This is a genomic window from Actinacidiphila alni (assembly GCF_900112845.1).
GTDB classification, from domain to species: domain Bacteria; phylum Actinomycetota; class Actinomycetes; order Streptomycetales; family Streptomycetaceae; genus Actinacidiphila; species Actinacidiphila alni.
This window is the reverse complement of sequence record NZ_FONG01000015.1, coordinates 170525-187443: the sequence shown is the minus strand read 5'-3', so window position 1 is coordinate 187443 and position 16919 is coordinate 170525. Positions and strand designations below refer to the sequence as shown.

Here is a 16919-nt window from a genome sequence, read left to right as displayed (position 1 = left end):
CCTCCGTGGTGGTTCTCCCCCGCGGCCTCGCGGCCGGTGCTGTCCAAGAGGCAAGAGCCGCGCGTCCCGACGACCGCGGGGCGGCCGAGGACGACGCGGGGCCGCGCGGCGCCCGTCCGTCGGCGGGGACGGTCACGGTTCCTCTCCTCCTCCGGGCACGGTGCGCACGGGCGACAGTTCTCCCCTCACGGATGGATACGGAGCCGGGGCCGCGCGGGATCAATCGCCGCGCGATCCCGGGCGTGTCGCGCGTGCCCCGGCGTCCTCATGGCGCGTCCGCCGCCGGACCGGACGCGCGCCACCGACGCGTCCCGGACCACGGTTCCGATACGCGCCCCGGCCGCGCACCGCGCTACGGCTCCGCTTCCTCCTCGGCCTCTTCGGCGATGCCCGTCAGGATCGCGAAGGCACGATCCGCCAAAGACTCAGGCCGCCTGCGCGCACCGTGCCGGACGATTCCACGCGACGGCGCGGCCCGAGTCACCAAGGGAGGCGGTGGCACCGTGGGCGGGTCGGAGGCCGATGGCGCGACCGGCGGTTCGAGCGGCGCAGGCTTCCAGGCGAAAGGTACGGAGAATAGCGCGGAACTGGGTTCAGAGGACGGGGCCGGGTTCATGGGCGGGGAGTGCGGGACGGCGCGCGTGGCGGCGTCCGCGGACCAGGCGCGGCAGCGCGCCATCAAGGACGGGGGCACAGGGTGGCCCCAGCTCTTCAGATCGGCCTCACTGCGTCTCAATTCCCCCTGCGCGGAGCGCCGTTCGATTTCGCTGCTGCCCATGGCGTCGCGTTGCGCCGCGGTGAGGCCCGCGCGTCCGGGCACGACGCTCCGCGCCAGTTTGTACTGCTCCCTCGCCCGCTCGGCCCGCTCGTACGCGGCCGCGTAGCGCCGCCACGCCTCAAGCCGTGTGCGCGGGAACGGGAAGTCGGCGGGCCGGTCGGCCGCGGGCGCGGTCTGCGGGCCCGCGTCGGCCTCCAGCACGTCCGCCCACGAGTCCGGTCGGGCGTCCCGATCGTCCGGGGCACGCAACTGGTCCGCGGCGGCGTCCGGCTCAGGGGCCGCGTGCGACCGCGCCTCCGGGGCGAAGCTGTCGGAAGCGGCCGGGTCCTCGGAGTCCTCGGAATCCCCAGAGCTGTCGGGATCCTCGGAAAGCATCGTCCGGATGTCGGTGTCGGACCCGGCCTCGGCCTTCGGGGACATGACGGGAGATCCCGGCGGCGTCGGCCCCGGCAGGCCCTCGTCCGGCCGGATATCCGGGAAGTACAGGTCCCGCGGGTCACCGGCCGCCAGCTCGGCCGAAGGGTTCAGCAGGCGGTCGTCGGGCCCGATGTCGATCGACGCGACCAGGTCGTCCCCGGCGACCGGTCGCGCGGTCAGCCAGCGGTCGCCCTCGGCCCATCTCACGCGCCCGGCCCTGTTCACCGCGAACACCTGCCGTGTGCTGCCGTCCGGCCGTACGACGGTCACCAGCGAGCGGGCGCCGGGCCCCGCCGTCAGCAGTGACCGCTCCACGTGGTCCGCCGCCAGGAGGACACGGTCCGCGTCCCAGTGGCGGAACGCTCTGCCGAACCTCTCGTAGCGATGCGCGCGGCCCTCGATGATCTCCCGCACCTGCTCTTCGAGCGTCCGTCCGCGGTCCCAGGACGCGCGGTACGCCTCGGCGAGTTCGGCGTCGGTCACGCCCCAGAGGCCGATGTCGTCGAGCAGGTCGGACGGCAGCAGGCCGACGTTCACCGCCGCTGCCGGAGACAGTGTGCCCGTGGTCTCCGGCGAGTTCGGGTCCGACGGGTCGAACGCGTGGACGTGGCCGGAGGGTTGGGCCCAGCGGCTGCGTACCGCCCCGCCGGGGAGCACGACGTCCAGGCGGACGTGCGTGTCGAGTTCGAGCGCGAGGTCACGGGCGAGGTAGTCGGCGGACAGTCCGGTCAGCGCCAGGGCGGCGGGCAGCGCGACGGGCGGTCCCGGCGGCAGGCCCCGGGATTCGTCGAGCCAGCCGCGCAGGTCGTTGACCGAACGGGCCAAAGCGAAGGCCCCGCCTTCCAGTTCGGCGGTGGGACCGCCGACGCGCTCTCGCGCGGCGAGCGCCTCGTACTCGCGGAAGCGAGTGCGCAGGCCTTCCAGGCGGCTCACCCGGTCGTCGAAGGCCGCCGCCGACTCGTCGCTCCGACGGCGCGGTTCACCCGCCGCCACGAGATCGTTCCGCATGGTGTCGACCGCCCACCGCAGGGCACGTCGGTGGACGGCACGGCCCAAGCGTGCGGTGTCGAGACAGAATCGGCGGGCCGCACCTGCGTCCCGCCCCAACGCCCTTTGCCATCGCGCTAGTTCGCGGTGGACGTCGCGGACATCGGCGTCCGGGCGGCCCATCGCCCGCAGCAGCTCGTCCGCGATGTCGTCGGCGGGCCGGTCGCGCAACTCCGCCCAGTGCGGTGCGCTCGGCTCCACCGGGGCGGGCGGGTACGTCGAGGCGGCGACATGGGCCCGCAGTTCGTCCACTTCGGCCTGGAAGAGTTCGGCGTACACGTCACCGGTCACCGCGTCGCTGGTGTGGCTGCCTCCGAGCGTGTCGAACCAGAACAGGTGCTTGTCGGTGCGCTGTGCCTCCAGCCGGTACTTGCCACGCATCCGTACGAGGTAGACCGGTCCCTGCTGTTTGACGTGCTGCTCGCGCCGGTAGTTGGTGGTGCCGGTGTCTGTGTGTCCGGCGCCCGTGGCACGGGACAGCCCGCCGCCGCCAGAGCCGGTGTGGGGCGCGGTTGTGGGGGGCGCGGGCATCGGCGTCGGGTCTGCGGCGGGCGCCCCGGGTGCGCCCGGGTCCGGGGTGGCCGCGGCCGGAGTGTGCAGCACTCCGTTGCCCGACGCACCGGCGCCCGCGGAGGGCCGCCAGCCGTCGTTGCCCACGCTGATGCCGGTGCCACGCTGGTGCTTGCTGTACCGGCCGGTTCCCGTCCCGTGGACGGGCCCGATGACTTCCAGATCCACCAGGTCACCGGTGAGCCACAGTTGGAGCCGCGCGGATTCGTTGCCGGGCACGACAAGGTTGTCAGCCAGTTGGTAGCGCCTGCCCGCGGTCGCCTCCAGCAGGTGATTCGTCAAGTGCGAGCGCGACAGCAGCACCGGCAGCATGCCGCTGCCGCGGACCTCGTCCCGGGTCGCCTTGGGGCCGAGGATCCGGGTCAGCAGGGCGCGAGCGGCCGGCAGTGCGTCGTCCATGAGCACGGCCGTGACGAAGGCGTCCCCGGGCAGCGGCGGCAGCGGGCGCGGATCGCGGGCGGGCAGCGGACCGTACATCCGTGGGGTCTCGGCGAGGCCGCGCGGCACTTGGAGGACGAGTTCACCCCGCGTGGAGCTGCTGCTGTCGGCCAGTGCCGTGCCAAGGCCGAGGAATCGCCTCAGGTCGACCAGGGCGTTGGCGAGCGGCCATCCGTCGGTCTTCAACCGGCGGACACTGACCGTCAGTTGCTGCCCGAACCGGACCCGGTAGTGACCGTTCCAGTCGTACACGGTCTGTTCCGTCGTGCCGGTCTCGGCCGCGGTGATGCCGCGGTGGTGGCCGCCGGAGACACCGATCGTGCCGGAGCCGCCGCCGTCGGCGGTGCCACCGCTGAGTTTGCCGAAGGTGATGCCCTGAGCGGCGGATCTGCCGGTGCTGCGGGCGGAGTCGACGTAGCCGTGGCCGTAGTTCTCCAGACCGCTCGCCGGGTGGAAGTCGGTGACCTGGGGATGGGGATCGAGGACGGCGGAGAGTCTGACCTCGACGACGTCGGCGGCCAGCCAGTCGATGGGGTTGACCAGGTAGAAGGTGTGCCCGTTGGGCGACAGGACGTCCTCCCACATGGCGCCGTCGCGACCGCCGGCCAGCAGCGCCTGGAGGCTGTCGAGCGCGCCTTGCAGGCGTCCGATGTGGTGGCCGTTCGCGGTCCACACCTGCGGCTCGGCCGCCAGTAGCCCGGGGGCGACGGCGTCAATCTGCTCACGCACCAGGCGATAGGTGGTCGCCTGGCTGTCGAAGGACATGGTGTGCACTCCGCTGTGGCCGAGCGCGGTGGCGGCGGGAGTGCCCGAGGTCAGATACGGGGGCAGCCGCACCGCCGCCAACGCGTCGGCGGGACTGCCGAGTTCGGCACCGGGATGTGCGGCGAACTCCTGGTCGAAGGCGGCCCGCACCGTCTCGTCCAGGACCGGCAGCCGGTCCCGCCGGTCGCCGGGCCTCGGTGGATCGACGGTGAGACCGGCCAGCAGGACCGCCAGTCGCAGGGGTTCGGCGTTCTCTGGTCTGCCGGCCGTCCCGTGCGCCGCCCCGCTCACGGCGGTTCCCGGACGCGTCTGCCGCGACCAGCGGGTCAGCACACCGGCGACGGTGTTGCCGCTGAGCCGGAGTTCGCCGGTCTCCCAGCGGCCCATGGCATCGGTGAGCTGGGCTGCGGGCAGGGGCAGTTGACCCGCGGCGTAGCGTTCGAGTGCGTCGGGCTCCGCCAGCAGGTAGAGCATCGTCCTTCCGGGGACCGTGCCCGGGGCCGCCCGGTGCGCGGCGCGGGCCAGCTTGCCGTGCTTCTCCCGCAGGCTCCTGACGGCGAAGTCCACAGTGGTGCTGAAGAGGTAGGCCCGGCTGAAGTCGAGTTGGATCAGCTCCTTGCCGCCGGTCCGGCCCTCGCCGGAGGAGCGGTCCCACTGCCAGGTCCTGCTGAGGTCGAACCCGCCCTGGAGCGAACCGTCGCCGGTGCCGACCGGGCCGCCGAAGGCCAGGTCCAGGATGGGACGCACACCGTGCGAGCCGGTGTCGGTTCCTCTGGTCTGCGCGAGCCAGAGCTTGATGATGCCGAGGACGAAGGGGTCGGGGGTGGCGCCCGCGAAGACGGACTCCCCCATCGAGCCGCGGATGTCGACCCCGCCGAACGTGTCGCGGAACCAGCCCGGTTCGAAGAACTGGTCGGTGGTGTAGCCGCCGCCGAGGATCTCCTTGAGATGGGCGCGCATCTCGATGGTGCTGGTGAAGCTGGACAGTTCCTGGTCCGCGCCCCCGTGCGGGCCGACCAGCGGCCCGAGGGCGGTGATCGCCTGTCGATGGACGTCCGAGACGTCCAGGTGGTAGACGACGGCCTGGTCGAGCACGGAGACGGGCGTGCGGACCGGCGCCACGGCGGGCATGGGCTGGGCCGCGGGCGCGGTGGCGGTGGTGGCGGCGGACGGTGCGGCAGTGGGTACGGGGGCCGCGTCCGGCGTGCCGTGCCGCTCGGTGTTGAGCGGCAGCAGATACGCCGTCGCCCGCTTCTCGGTGAGGTCGGGCAGCTGTACGCGCTCGACGGCACGGGAGTTGAACGACGGCCGGTTCCTGCGCTGGAACTCCAGGGTCACCTCGTAGTCGCTGTAGAGCTCGTGGACGGCGAGAACGCCGTTGTACTCCATCAGTTCCGGGCGGTTCTGGACGAAGTTGACACTGTTGCCGACACCGACGGTCCGCTGCACCTCCACGCCAACGGCTCCCGTCCGCAGCGCCCGGAACAGCGCGCGGAAACGGAGCCCCAGCGCGATCTTCCGGCTGGCGCCGTGGGACTGTCCGGCCGTGTCCAGGCCCATCGCCAGGTTGACCGAGTGGTAGTCCTTGGTGTGCTTGACGAACCGGGCCGGAGTCGCTGATCTGCGCGCGGTGACAGTGACCTTCACCGCGTCGACCGTGAAGTCCACTCCCGCGAATCCCGCCCGCCGGTGGACCGTGAACGTCAGGCCGGACTGGTGCATCTGGTCGTAGTGCGTCTCCAGGCCGCGTTTGGAGACGAACTTGTCCAGCACTTCTCGGTTGGCCAGCCTGCTGTCGAGATTGTTGCCGTGGGACCACCAGTGGCGTCCCGCCATGCCGTTGCTCTCGTTGACCAGGAAGCCGCGGTCGAGCAACAACTGCTCCAGTGGCCGGTACAGGCCCTCCACGGTCTCGTCGTCGATCTCGACCCGCCCGGTGCCGATGCCCTTGCCCTCGGCGACGTGCAGAGGCAGCTGCTCGGAGGCCGCCGTGCCGTCCGCGGGTCTGGCCGTCCGCAACGGCGAGTCCAGCGGCACCCGTTCGGGTATCACCGCAAGATCGCGGTCAGGGTCCGCATCAGGTTCGGGCGCGGCGTCCGCCAACAGCTCAGAAGGCGCGTCCGGGGCGGGATCAGGAGCCAGGTCCAGGGCCGGATCAGGAGCCAGGTCCGGGGCCGGCAGAGCGACCGGGTCAGAGGCCGTGACCGCGTCCGGTGCGGGCGTCATCTCATCGGCTTCGCTCTGCGGCGCGGTGTCGTAGCCGTCCGAGCCGGACGACACGCTCGACGTCCGCGTGAGCCGCGTGCGGGCGGTGTGGAAACTCCGCGAGTCGGTGGACGAGGCGGACGAGGCGTCGTCGGGCCGGAGCAGCGCCGCGCGCTCGACGGGGAAGCCGTGCCGGAATGCCTCGGGCTCGGGGAGCCGCAGCACCGCTTGGCCGGCCACCGGCGGCCCGGCCGGCACAGCGTCGTGGCCGCGCACCGCCACGGTGGCCGTGAGCGTGAACACGGTCCGGTAGGCACTGGTGTAGCCGACGTAGCGCGGTACGACGACCCACAGGCCGGTACGGCCCGCGCCGATCCCGTCGGAACTGGACCAGGTGACACTGGGCTGAAGGCTGATCGCGGTGTCGAGGCCGGACGGTTTGAACGGCGTCGGCAGCAGGTCGAACTCGACCGAGGGGAAGGTCACCGACAGGGAGCGGCTGACGGTGTGGCCGCCGCCGGTGCCGTCGATCCCGGTCCTGACGTTCTCCAGGTGTGTGGTGTCGCTGGTGCCGCCGAGCAGGTCGGCGCCGAGGCGTCGTGCCTTCAGCTGGACGATGGCGGCCGGCCGGCCCGACTCCGCGTGCACGACGAAGCGGTAGCCGCCCGGATTGTTGACCGCCCGGTCCAGATGGGCTTCGAGGTTCCACAGCTTGTGCCGTAGCTCACCGCGGCCGAGCGAGTCGGTCGGCAGGCGCAGCCCCTGCTCGCGCATGGCGCCGACGATGGCGTCGAAGAGCGTCGGCAGGCCGGTGAGCCCGGCCGCGAAGTAGGTCTCGGGCAGCAGGGCCGTGCGGGCCTGAGTGCTCGCCACGATCTGCCGGGTGGGCGCGGGCTGGAGGTAGTGCTCGGGCAGCCAGATCAGCAGCCGCTCGGTCGGCGAGGGCGGTACGGTCCTGGGGCCGTCGTCGCCGGTCCAGTCGTCGCGGCCGCGGGCACGCACGCGCAGCGTCCAGCGAGCGGTGAGGGACAGCAGCGTGTGATCGGACCGGCTGACCTCGACATGACCGCCCTCGGCGTCCCCGACCCGGTTCGTGGTGCGGAAGGACTGGTTGGCCGAGTAGCTCGCCGCGGCGCCGACCCTGACGATGTGGAAGACGCCGGGGGTGGCGCCGAGCCCGAAGGACACCGACGCGCTGGCGCGGGTGCCGCTCGTGGGACCGGCGTGGGACTGGACGAACGCGCCGGTGAGGTAAGCGCTGTTGACGGTCTCGGTCGCCCGGAACGGCCGCTCCGGGTGCTCCTGGCGGGGCAGCGGGTGCTGTGGCGTCTGACGGACCGGTTCGGCCGTCTCCTCGGGCGGCGGCGCGTGGCCCTCCCAGGTCGATGCTTCCTCCTGCGCTTCGCTCCCGGCCTCCTCCTCGGCTTCTTCGACGGCTTCCAGCACGGCGTGCCCGGTGTCGGGGCCGGCGGCCTCGATGACCCGGTGCGGCTCGTCGAGGCCGAGCGAGACCAGGATCTCCACCGGGCCGAGCGGGAGCAGCAGGCCGGCGACCGCGTCGCCCTGGCCCCCGGCGAGGTAGCGGTAGTTGCTCAGCAGCGTCTGCGGCAACCGGTCCCACTCCGGCTGCGGCACCTGCTCGCCGAGTTCGCTCACCATCTCCCGCAACGTCGCCATGACGTCCGGCAGTTGCGGCAAGGCGGAGCGGGGTACGCCCAGGGGCCGCACCTCGGGGGGCACCTGTACCGGGAGCAGCAGCACCGTCTCCGGGTGCTCAGGCTCTCCGACATGCTCAGGGACCGCGACACGCTCCGGGTCCCCGACATACTCAGGGACCGCGGCGTGCTCCGGATCCCCGACACGCTCAGGGACCGCGACGTGCTCCGGATCCCCGACACGCTCCGGGTCCACGGCAAGCGGCCCCGCCGGCAGCCGCTCGGCCGGGAGAGCCGGAGCAGTCGGGGCAGCCGGAGCGGTCGGGGCGCGGCGCGGGAATTCGGCGCCCAGGGCGGCCAGTTCGGCCTCCAGCGGTGCCGCGAGCCGCCCGTCGCTCTCCAGCGGGAACATGCCGACGAAGCCGTCCGGCACATCGACCTTCAGCGTCCGGGGCGGACCGTCCGCGGCCCACGCCAGCACCGTCACGTCGAAGCTGTAGTAGCGGAAGGTCCGGACACCCTCCCTGTTGTGCTCGTCGGTCTCCGCGAGTTCGGCCTCGGCGCCGTCCGCGGTCAGCCCCATGCGCTCCCCCGCCAGCCGCACCAGCAGCATGTCGTCGCCCGAGGGACCGCCGCCCTCGGGCCCGGGGCCGTGGAAGAAGCCGCGCACGTGCTCGCCGCCGCTCCGCTCCTCGGTGTCCTCCTGTTCGTAGCGCCGGGCCTTGAACCGCACGCCCTCCTCGGGGCCGAGCGGCCGGGCCGCGGTGAGTTCGAAACCGATCCGCACGTCACGGTCGCCCACCCGTACCGGATACGTCATGGTGAGCAGCGCCGCGATGTCCGGCCGCAGGGCACTGTGGCTGGTCCGGCGGTCGTAGACCAGCCCCGCGGGAGTGCTGAAGTCCCGGCCGCGGTGGTTGAGCACGGTGGTGCCGTCCAGCGCGGGAGCCCGTACGGCTCGCGATGCCGCCATGTGCGCCCACCTGTTCACCGCGTCGGCCGCCGGCACGTCCCAGGGATGGACGCCCAGCAGATCCTGGGACAACCGGGGCGCGGGCGGCCCGGTGAACGGCTCCCACCGCGGATTCTCACCGTAGGATCGGGTGAAGGTCGGGCCCGCCGACAGGGCGGGGAGCGGTGTGGGCGGGGCCCTATGGGCCGTGGGCACGGTCATATGGGTGGGGACCAGCAGCCGGACGCTGCCGGACACCGGCCGGTTCGCCCCGTCCTCGTACCAGTGCCAGGGTTCGTGCGACTGCCAGAAGCGCTCCCAGCCGTCGCCCGCGCCGAGCAATCGGGCCGCCTTGCCGACCCCGGCGTGTGCGCCGCGTGTCAAAGCACTGATGATTTCGGGCAGTTGACGGGATTCACCCATTTCCACGGTGAACGTCAGGTCGTGCTCGAACTCGTGCATCGCCTCGCCGCCCAGCGTGCCGGCGCGGGCGATGGCCAGGGTCTTGGTGGCGCTCTCCTCGAATTCCGTGACGACGTCGAGGTAACCCGCCGTGTAGTCCAGCCCACCGTGACCGCCGCGTCTGGTGCCGTCCGGCGCCACGGCATGGGTGCCGCCCCGCGCGATGGCGGTGAGCGCGGCCATGAGCGTACGGCTGCTCGCGGTCTGCGCCGAGGTCGTGGTCAGCTTCTCGGCGCGCAGCGTCAACTTCACTCCGGGCCGCGGGTGTTCGGAGGTCGCCGCGCCGACATGCGCCACGGACACCCGCACGAAAAGGAAGTGGGTGGACCCCGCGAAACCCGTCACGGGGAACCAGGCCCATACTCCGGTGCTGAGCAGACTCCTGAACCGGGCGATCAACGACTCGCCGCGGAAAGTCGCCTCCAGCGACCGCAGCAGCGGGCTCGCCGCGCCGACCCCGCCCTTCGGCGCGGCGGGCAGCAGCCCGCGCGCCCGCAGCCGGCCGACGATCGCGTCCAACACCCTGTCGGCGTTCAGGAGTTCGGGATGGACGAGGGTTCGGGGAAGCTTTCCGCCGTCCAGATAGGTCCGGGTCACCGCGGGCGCCGAGCTCTCGGCAGGCGGCGGCGCCGGATCCGCGACCGGCGCGGCGGAAGACGACGGGAGGGAGGACGTTTCCGGCGTAAGGGAGAGCGGCGGGACGGAGGACGCCTCCGGCGCGGCGGAGAGCGGCGGCGCGGAGGAGACCTCCGGCGCCGATGACGGGGGCAGGATGTCCGCCACCCGGCGTTCGGGCACCAGCAGGTCCATCGCGTCGGCGAAGGACAGGTACCGGGGCTGTTCTTCCTCGACCCGGTGCCCCTTGGACCGGCTGATCGCCACCTCGAAGACCGGGTCGACGCGGTAGGTACGCGCGCCGCCGTACGTGGCCCGGCTGATGTCCACACCGCCTCGGGTCGTGCCGTCGCCGCTGTGCCACCCCTTGACCGCCTCGCCCCGCGCCAGTAGGGCGATCCGCCCTCCGGGCGTCGCGCCCCCGTGGCCGTGGCCCGGCGCGGTCCCGCCGTCGCCTGCCAGCTCGTCGCCGCCGAACGTACCGTCGCCCGCTTCCGCGGCGTCGAAGGCGCTGCCGCCGAACGTGTCGCTCCCGACGCCGAAGAGGAAGCCGATCGTGCCTTCGAGTCCGGCAGAACGGGAGCGCATCTTCTCCCGCGTGTGGCTCTCCTGGGCCTGCGAGTACTGCTCGATCTCCGTCTCGCCCTCGGTGGCGGGCAGCGGCCGTGGCCGGTACGCCCGCAGCCGCACCCGCAGGGTGGTGTGCCAGCCGTTGCGTTCCGGCAGTTCGACGCTCCAGCCGCGCTCGCTGGTGAGCGGCCCGAAGTAGGCCGCCAGCGTGCGGGGTTGGGCCAGGCCCGCGATGGCGGCGGGCCAGCCCGCCTCGTTGCCGAGCCAGGCCGTTGACAGGCCGTGCAGTCCCGCGTACAGCCGCGCGGTGACGTGTGCGAGCGGCGGCAGGGCCAGGAACGCCGGGTAGAGCGCCGAGGTACCGTGCGAGAAGTCGAACCGGTCCCGTCCGGCGGGCCAGGAGCGGGACCCCGTGAGGCGGCCCGCGTCCTCCGATTCCCGCGCCGGCACCGGCAGCGCGGGCACGTGCTCGTGCGGCACCACGATCTGCGCGACCAGGTTCCCGGGGTCCTCCAGATACCAACGGCTCGGCCCCGCTTCGCCTTTGGCGTCCATGACCAACTCGTAGACGACGTCGAGCAGGTGCTCGTCGACCCCGGCGACGTTCTCCATCCGGCGGTACGTCTTGCTGGCGCCGGTGAAGGAGTCCGCGGTTCCGCGCCCGTAGCCGCCGAGCAGCCGCAGGCCGCCGAGCTGCAGCCGGAACCACTCCTTGACGGTGAGCCGCACCCCCGCCCCCGCTCCGACCTGGACCGACCGGTGGAGGTCCTTCCCGCTGGTCACCGTCTCCCCCATCACCGCACGGGAATTGACGGTCAGCGGGTACGAGCTGACACCGCGCGAGTCGAGCAGGTGCGCGCGAGCCCTGAGCGTCACAGGAACCCCGTCGACGGTCAGGGTGTGCGTGACACCCGCCAACAGTCGCGTCAGGTCGCCTTCCAGAGCGGGCCGGCCGAAGTGGACGGCGAGCGTGCGGTCCACGTCCGCCCACTTCACCCCCGACAGCCGTCGCCGCCCCGCCAGTTCGCGCAGCGCCGCGTGGAAGTGGTCGCCGACCTGTTCCGCGCCCGGCAGTCCGACCTCCGCCGCGAATCCCAGTCCGCGTCTGCTGGCGAGCGCCAACGGCTCGCGCGGGTCCTTGATGACCGCGTACCCCGGCAGCAGCCGGTCCGGCCGTTCCGTCCGGCGCACCGGCGGGAGGCCGGACGCCCGCAGCAGCGCCCGGACGTGGGGCTGGGCGGCGACCGGCCCCGGGCGGACCGGAGGACGGCTCAGGTGGTCGGCGAGGAACGGCGAGCGGACGGCGCCGAGCGCCCTCGTCTCGAACTCCTTTGCCCCCTTCCCGTCCCGCCACGGCACGCCGATGTCGGCGTTCACCGAGGCGCTGGTGGCCCGCAGACCCGGGTGGGTGCTGGACGTCCACTCCAGCACGACGCGCAGCACGGTGCGGTAACGGGCCTGCGGTTCGGCGCCGTTGAGGATGGTGTGCGTCTGGGCCTGTGACGTCAGGCCGTAGTTCCAGCCGCGCTCCGACGTGCCCGCCACGGAGAAGAGCGGTCCGACCGGCGCGGCCGCCACCCGGTGCGAGCCGGGCGTGGGCGCGGGCACCGGCAGCCAGGCCCCGTTGACCCTGCCCATCAGGGTGGCCGCGCTGCCGCCGCCGCGCTTGCCGCTCGCGGCCGAGGTCAGGCCGGTGTCGTCCCGGTTGCGGACCGCGTCGGTGACCGTGAGGAGCTGGACGCTCTCCGGTTCGGCGCGGACCCGGAAGTGGCCGCGGAAGCCGTGCAGTCCGGGCAGGGCGACTCCGTAGGAGATCCGGTTCGCGGTGTCCCCACCGCCGAGCCACCACCGGCCGCGGTTGCGCGCGGTGGTCTCGTTGAGCGTGCTCTGCGCCTGGGCGACGATGTCACGGACAGCGGCGGCCGGGAGGTTCGACTGCCGCAGATCCGCCTGGAGTTGCGCGATCAGCGGGATCAGGTCGATGGCGTTGAGCACTTCGCCGGCCCGCCGCGGTCGGGCGGGCCCGGCTCCCTCGGCTGCGTCGACGGGAGGCAGAACGCCGGGGCGCGGCTCCTGCGGGCCGGTGTGCGCGGCGGGGAAGGCCACGGTCAGGGCCCGTGCGATCGGCTTGTCGCTGCCGACCGGCCGACCGTCCACATGGACGAGCATCCGGACGCCGCTGTCGAATTCGCCGCGCGCCTGGACGAACTGCTTGCGGCCGGAGATGACCGTCTGCTTGGCCCCCGTCTGCCGTGCGTCGGAAGACCGGCCGGAGATGATGGGCAGACCGGGCACCACGCCGGACGCGACCGCGGAGCCGATGTGGAGCGCGTTGAACATGAGCGCGTCCGCGGTGTTCACCGTGATCTTCTTCTGCTCGCGCGCGGCGGCCGTGGACCCGAAGGACACGCCGTACTCGCGGACCGCGGACGGCGCGGACGGCGTCGCGGTGGGGGCGATCCCGTCGAGCACGGGCCGGATCCACACCAGTCTGCCACGCATGACCCGCATGACACCGTGCGTCAGCAGCTCGCGCCACGCCTTGACGTCGTTCTCCGCGAGCACGGCCGCGACCCCGGCCTCGATCTCGGCCCGCAGCCGCGCGTCCACGGCGGCGTCCTGCGCGACGGTGCCCCGCGCCGCCGCTCCCGCCTCCTCGGCGGTCCAGTCCGCCGCACGCAGGACGGCGGCGTCCCCCATCATGCGGTGCTCGCTGTACCAGGGGTTTCCGGCGGCCGGGACGTCGGCGGGGGACGGCTCGTCCGGCGTCCCGGGTTCCGCCGGCTCGTCCGGCACCCCGGGCTCCGCCGGATCGACGGTGACGGCTCGCCGGACGGTCTCCCGGTCGGGCACTGCCGTGTCGGGCGTCAGCGCGGGATCGGCGGGCTCGGATTCGACTGGCTCGGTCCGGCGATCGGCGGGCTCGGACTCGGCGCGATCGGGCCGCAGGAGCAGGAGCGAGGCGGTGGCGAGGATCTCCCGGTCCGCCGCCGTGGGTCGACGGCCGTCCGCCGCATACAGGCGTGCGGCGACTTCGGTCCACGATCCGCGTCCCAGCACCGCCTTGTGCGCCCTCCTCAGCGCCGCGTGCACCGGATGCGTCCCGTCGAGGATGATCGGTGACTTCGCCCATGCCCGGAGAAAGGCCGTGACCGCCTCGTCGTGCTCTGGCTCTGCTTCCGTGGCGTGGCTCGAGGCGCTCGCGGCGTCGTCGTGCTCGTGCCCACCGTCCTCCGAGACCGTCGGGACGGCATGCGGCGGCGGCAGCGGATCGGCGTCGGACGGAGCGTCCTCGGTCCGATACGGTGCGTGATCAGGCCATGACATGCCGAAAGCCATGGCCAACTGGCCTGCGGTCTCTTCGTCACCCGTTCGCAGCTCGCGCAACATCTCACGAACGGCATCGCGGTAGAGCCCGGTGTGCGCCGCGTCGTCCGGTGCGTCCCCGGCCGGCGCGGGCGGCCGTACCCCGGCGGCGTCGAGCAGCTGCCGCATGCGGGCCTGCGTGCTGTCCGCCGCCCACAGGAGCGGGTCGTTGCGGTCCATGTGCGCGGGCACGCGCACGATCATCCAGTGTTCGAGGCCGGACGTCTCGGCGACGGCGGGCCCGTCCACCGACCGGTAGTTCCGCCGGGCCAGCGTGACCGTCGAGGCGTCCTCCTCCCCGATGACGTGGCCGCTCCCCAAGGCGTACTGCGACCGGCCGCCCGACACCCGGCGGTCCACCCCGACGATGCGCAACGGCAGCCGGTAGACGTGCGCGGCCAGGTACGGGGCGAGGTCGCCGGCCACGTTGTCGTACTGGCCAGGCGTGCGCATGGCCGTGATGATCCGGCGCGGATCAGTGCCGACCGAGCCGGCTCCGGGAGCGTGGGCGCTCGCGTTCGCGATCAGTGGTGCGTACTGCGGCCACAGCACCTGCCGTTCGACCGGCCGCGCGAGATCGGCCGCGAGTTCGTCGGCGAGGCGCGCCCGCATCTGCGTCGCCGTGAGCGGGGCGCCTCCGGGGCCGACGAGCCCCGCCGCCCCGATGAAGGCGTTGAAGAAGCAGTCGCCGTCCCCGCGCACGTCCTCCACCGACAGACCTCGCGTGGCGAAGGCCGCCGCGGCGGTGGCGTGGTGGACGCGCGGGCGCTCGGGGTGAGGGGCAGTGGGGGGCGGGTCGGCGGCCGGGTGCGTCGTCGCGGAGGACGGTTCGCCGGCGGTCTTCGGCGAGACGGGGGGTTCGCCCGGGAGGAGGCCCGCGCCGAGCATCGGCGCGTAGCGTTCTCCCGCGATCCGGGAGGCCAGGAGGACGGCGCGGCGTTGCAGCGGGACGGCGTCCCAGGCCGGGTCGAGGCCGTCATACGCCTCCGCCAACCGGCTGGTCGGTACGTCGTGCACGAGGTAATTCCAGTCACGAAGCTGGGCGTTGACCGCTTTCGTCAGCTCCGCCGCCGTTTGCGGATCCTGCCGGATCAGCCGCTCCCACCGGCCGCCGTCGGCGGACGCCTCGATGTCCGGCACGGGCGAGCGCCGGGCCGTGTCCGGACCGGGCGAGGCCGCGCGGGCCGGTACGGCCGGCTCTTCGGCGGGGCGCGACCCGCCGGTCGGGGTCGGTACGGCCGACGGCGCCGGCGCGTCCTGGCGCCTGAGTGGGCCGGTCGTGGCGGGCAGGTCAGGAAGCGCCGACGGATCGGGCAGGCCGGAGACGTCCGGCGACGCGGAGAGGTCAGGCAGGTCCGAGACCGTGGGCAGGGCCGGTGCCGGGAGGCTGTCGCCGAGATGGACGGGGCCGGGATCCGGCAGGCCGGAGAGTTCCCGGTGGTCGTCGGACGGCCGCCCGCCGCCCGAGGCACCGGGCTTCCCGGAGGCCGCGGAGTCGCGGTCCGCCGCGTCGCGGACGAGAGCACGCGAGTCGTCTCGCGAACGCGCCCGCAGATCGGTGGAGTTGGCGCCGCCCGCGGCGGTCGTGGCATCGACGGTGAAGTCCGGTTTCTTCAGCAGAGCCGCCGCCTTGACTCGCAGCCCCGCCCCCAGGTTGCTCGCGTGCGCCGACAGCAGATGCCCGGCGAGCCCGGCCCCGGCGCCCGACACCCCCGTTTCCCAGGACGTCGTGGCATGGCCGGTGGTGGCCTTGGTGAACACCAGTTCCGAGACGTTCTGGTGCGCGGCGTTCACGAGCGCGTGTCCGAACACCATGCTGATCTTGCGGCCCCAGTCGGTGCTCACGGCCCGCGCCACGTCGTGCGAGAGCGCCCGGCGCAGGCCGGGGCCGAGCGAGGCGGGCAACCTGCCGAGGCCGCCCGCCAGTCGGATGGCCAGATCCCGCGTGCCGAGCCCGGCGAGGAGGGTCCGCGCCCACTCGACACCGAGCTGCCGCGCCGCCGCGACGTCCCACTCCCGGCCCAGATCGCGGGCGAACAGTTCCCCCATGTCCGCGATGAACGCCCGCCGCGCCGCCTCGTCCAGGCCCTCGCCGTGGAAGCGCCGGGCCAGGTCCATCACCGCGGTGCCCAGGTCACGGCCGAAGGCGGTGTCTTCCTGGCGGCCGAACCCCGGCAGCGTCAACGCGCCCGAGCCGTCGGGCTCGTGACCGGCGTCACGGGAGACCGGCGCCTTGCCGCCGGGGCCGAGGTCGGCGCCCTCCTTCTCGGTGCGCTTCCCCGTGTCGCGCACCGCGCCGCGCCCGACATCGTCGGCGGTGTCCCGCGAACCGCCGAGCAGCGCCTTGTCCACCGCCTTCTGGATGTTCAGCGCTCCGTCGCGGCCGAGCCCCTTGGCGAACAGCGCCCCGAGCCCGTCTCCGGCGAACGGCACGACCACCATGAAAGCGCCCTGCACGGCGCCGAACTGAACCATCTGGTCGCGGTACTGGGACGCGAAGTCGGTGTAGAGGCCGTTGTCCGCCATCGACCACCGGACGAACGCGTCCATGGCCGCGCCCAGCCCGATGCTCAACGACTCGTACATGCCGACCATCGCCAGCAGGCGCAGGATCACACTGCGCAGGACCAGCCGGTACAGCGCCCGCAGGAAACTCTGCTCGATGAGCGCCTGGACCGGGTTGAAGACGGCCATGATCAGCGTGACGGCCCACTCGAACAGGAACTCCATCACCTGGGCGATGATCATCCGGTTCGTGTAGGTGATCTGGTACGCCGTCTCACGGGCGTAGTCGGCGACTCCCTTGGCGGTCTGTTTGAGGTTGTCGACGTAGCCCGCGCCCTCCGCGGTGCCGAAGCCCAGCATCGCCTTGCGGTAAGGGTCGTTCCACTGCCCGGTGACGTTGTCCGAGACGGACTTCACCACCTGGGCGATGAGACTCTGGAAGTCCCCCAGATACGCCGCCAGTTCGAGGTGCGGGATCACCACCTTGGCGTATATCTCCTCGGAGTCCCCCTCCGGCATCTTCTCACCGGTCAGGCCGAGCACGATCGCTCTGAGAAGGGGGTCCGCGGACATG

General features: G+C 73.0%; 1 protein-coding gene. It reads right to left on the bottom strand.

Annotated elements, in window-relative coordinates; translation table 11 throughout:
* Window positions 1-352 precede the first annotated feature (352 nt).
* Window positions 353-16918, bottom strand: coding sequence for a hypothetical protein (locus tag BM076_RS23960; RefSeq protein WP_093715746.1), 16566 nt, complete (start codon window positions 16916-16918; stop codon window positions 353-355).
* Window position 16919: the final 1 nt, after the last annotated feature.

What these genes read in the sequence shown, in the direction of transcription:
- BM076_RS23960 (WP_093715746.1), bottom strand. Translation starts at nt 16,918, where the DNA reads ATGTCCGCGGACCCCCTTCTCAGAGCGATCGTGCTCGGCCTGACCGGT.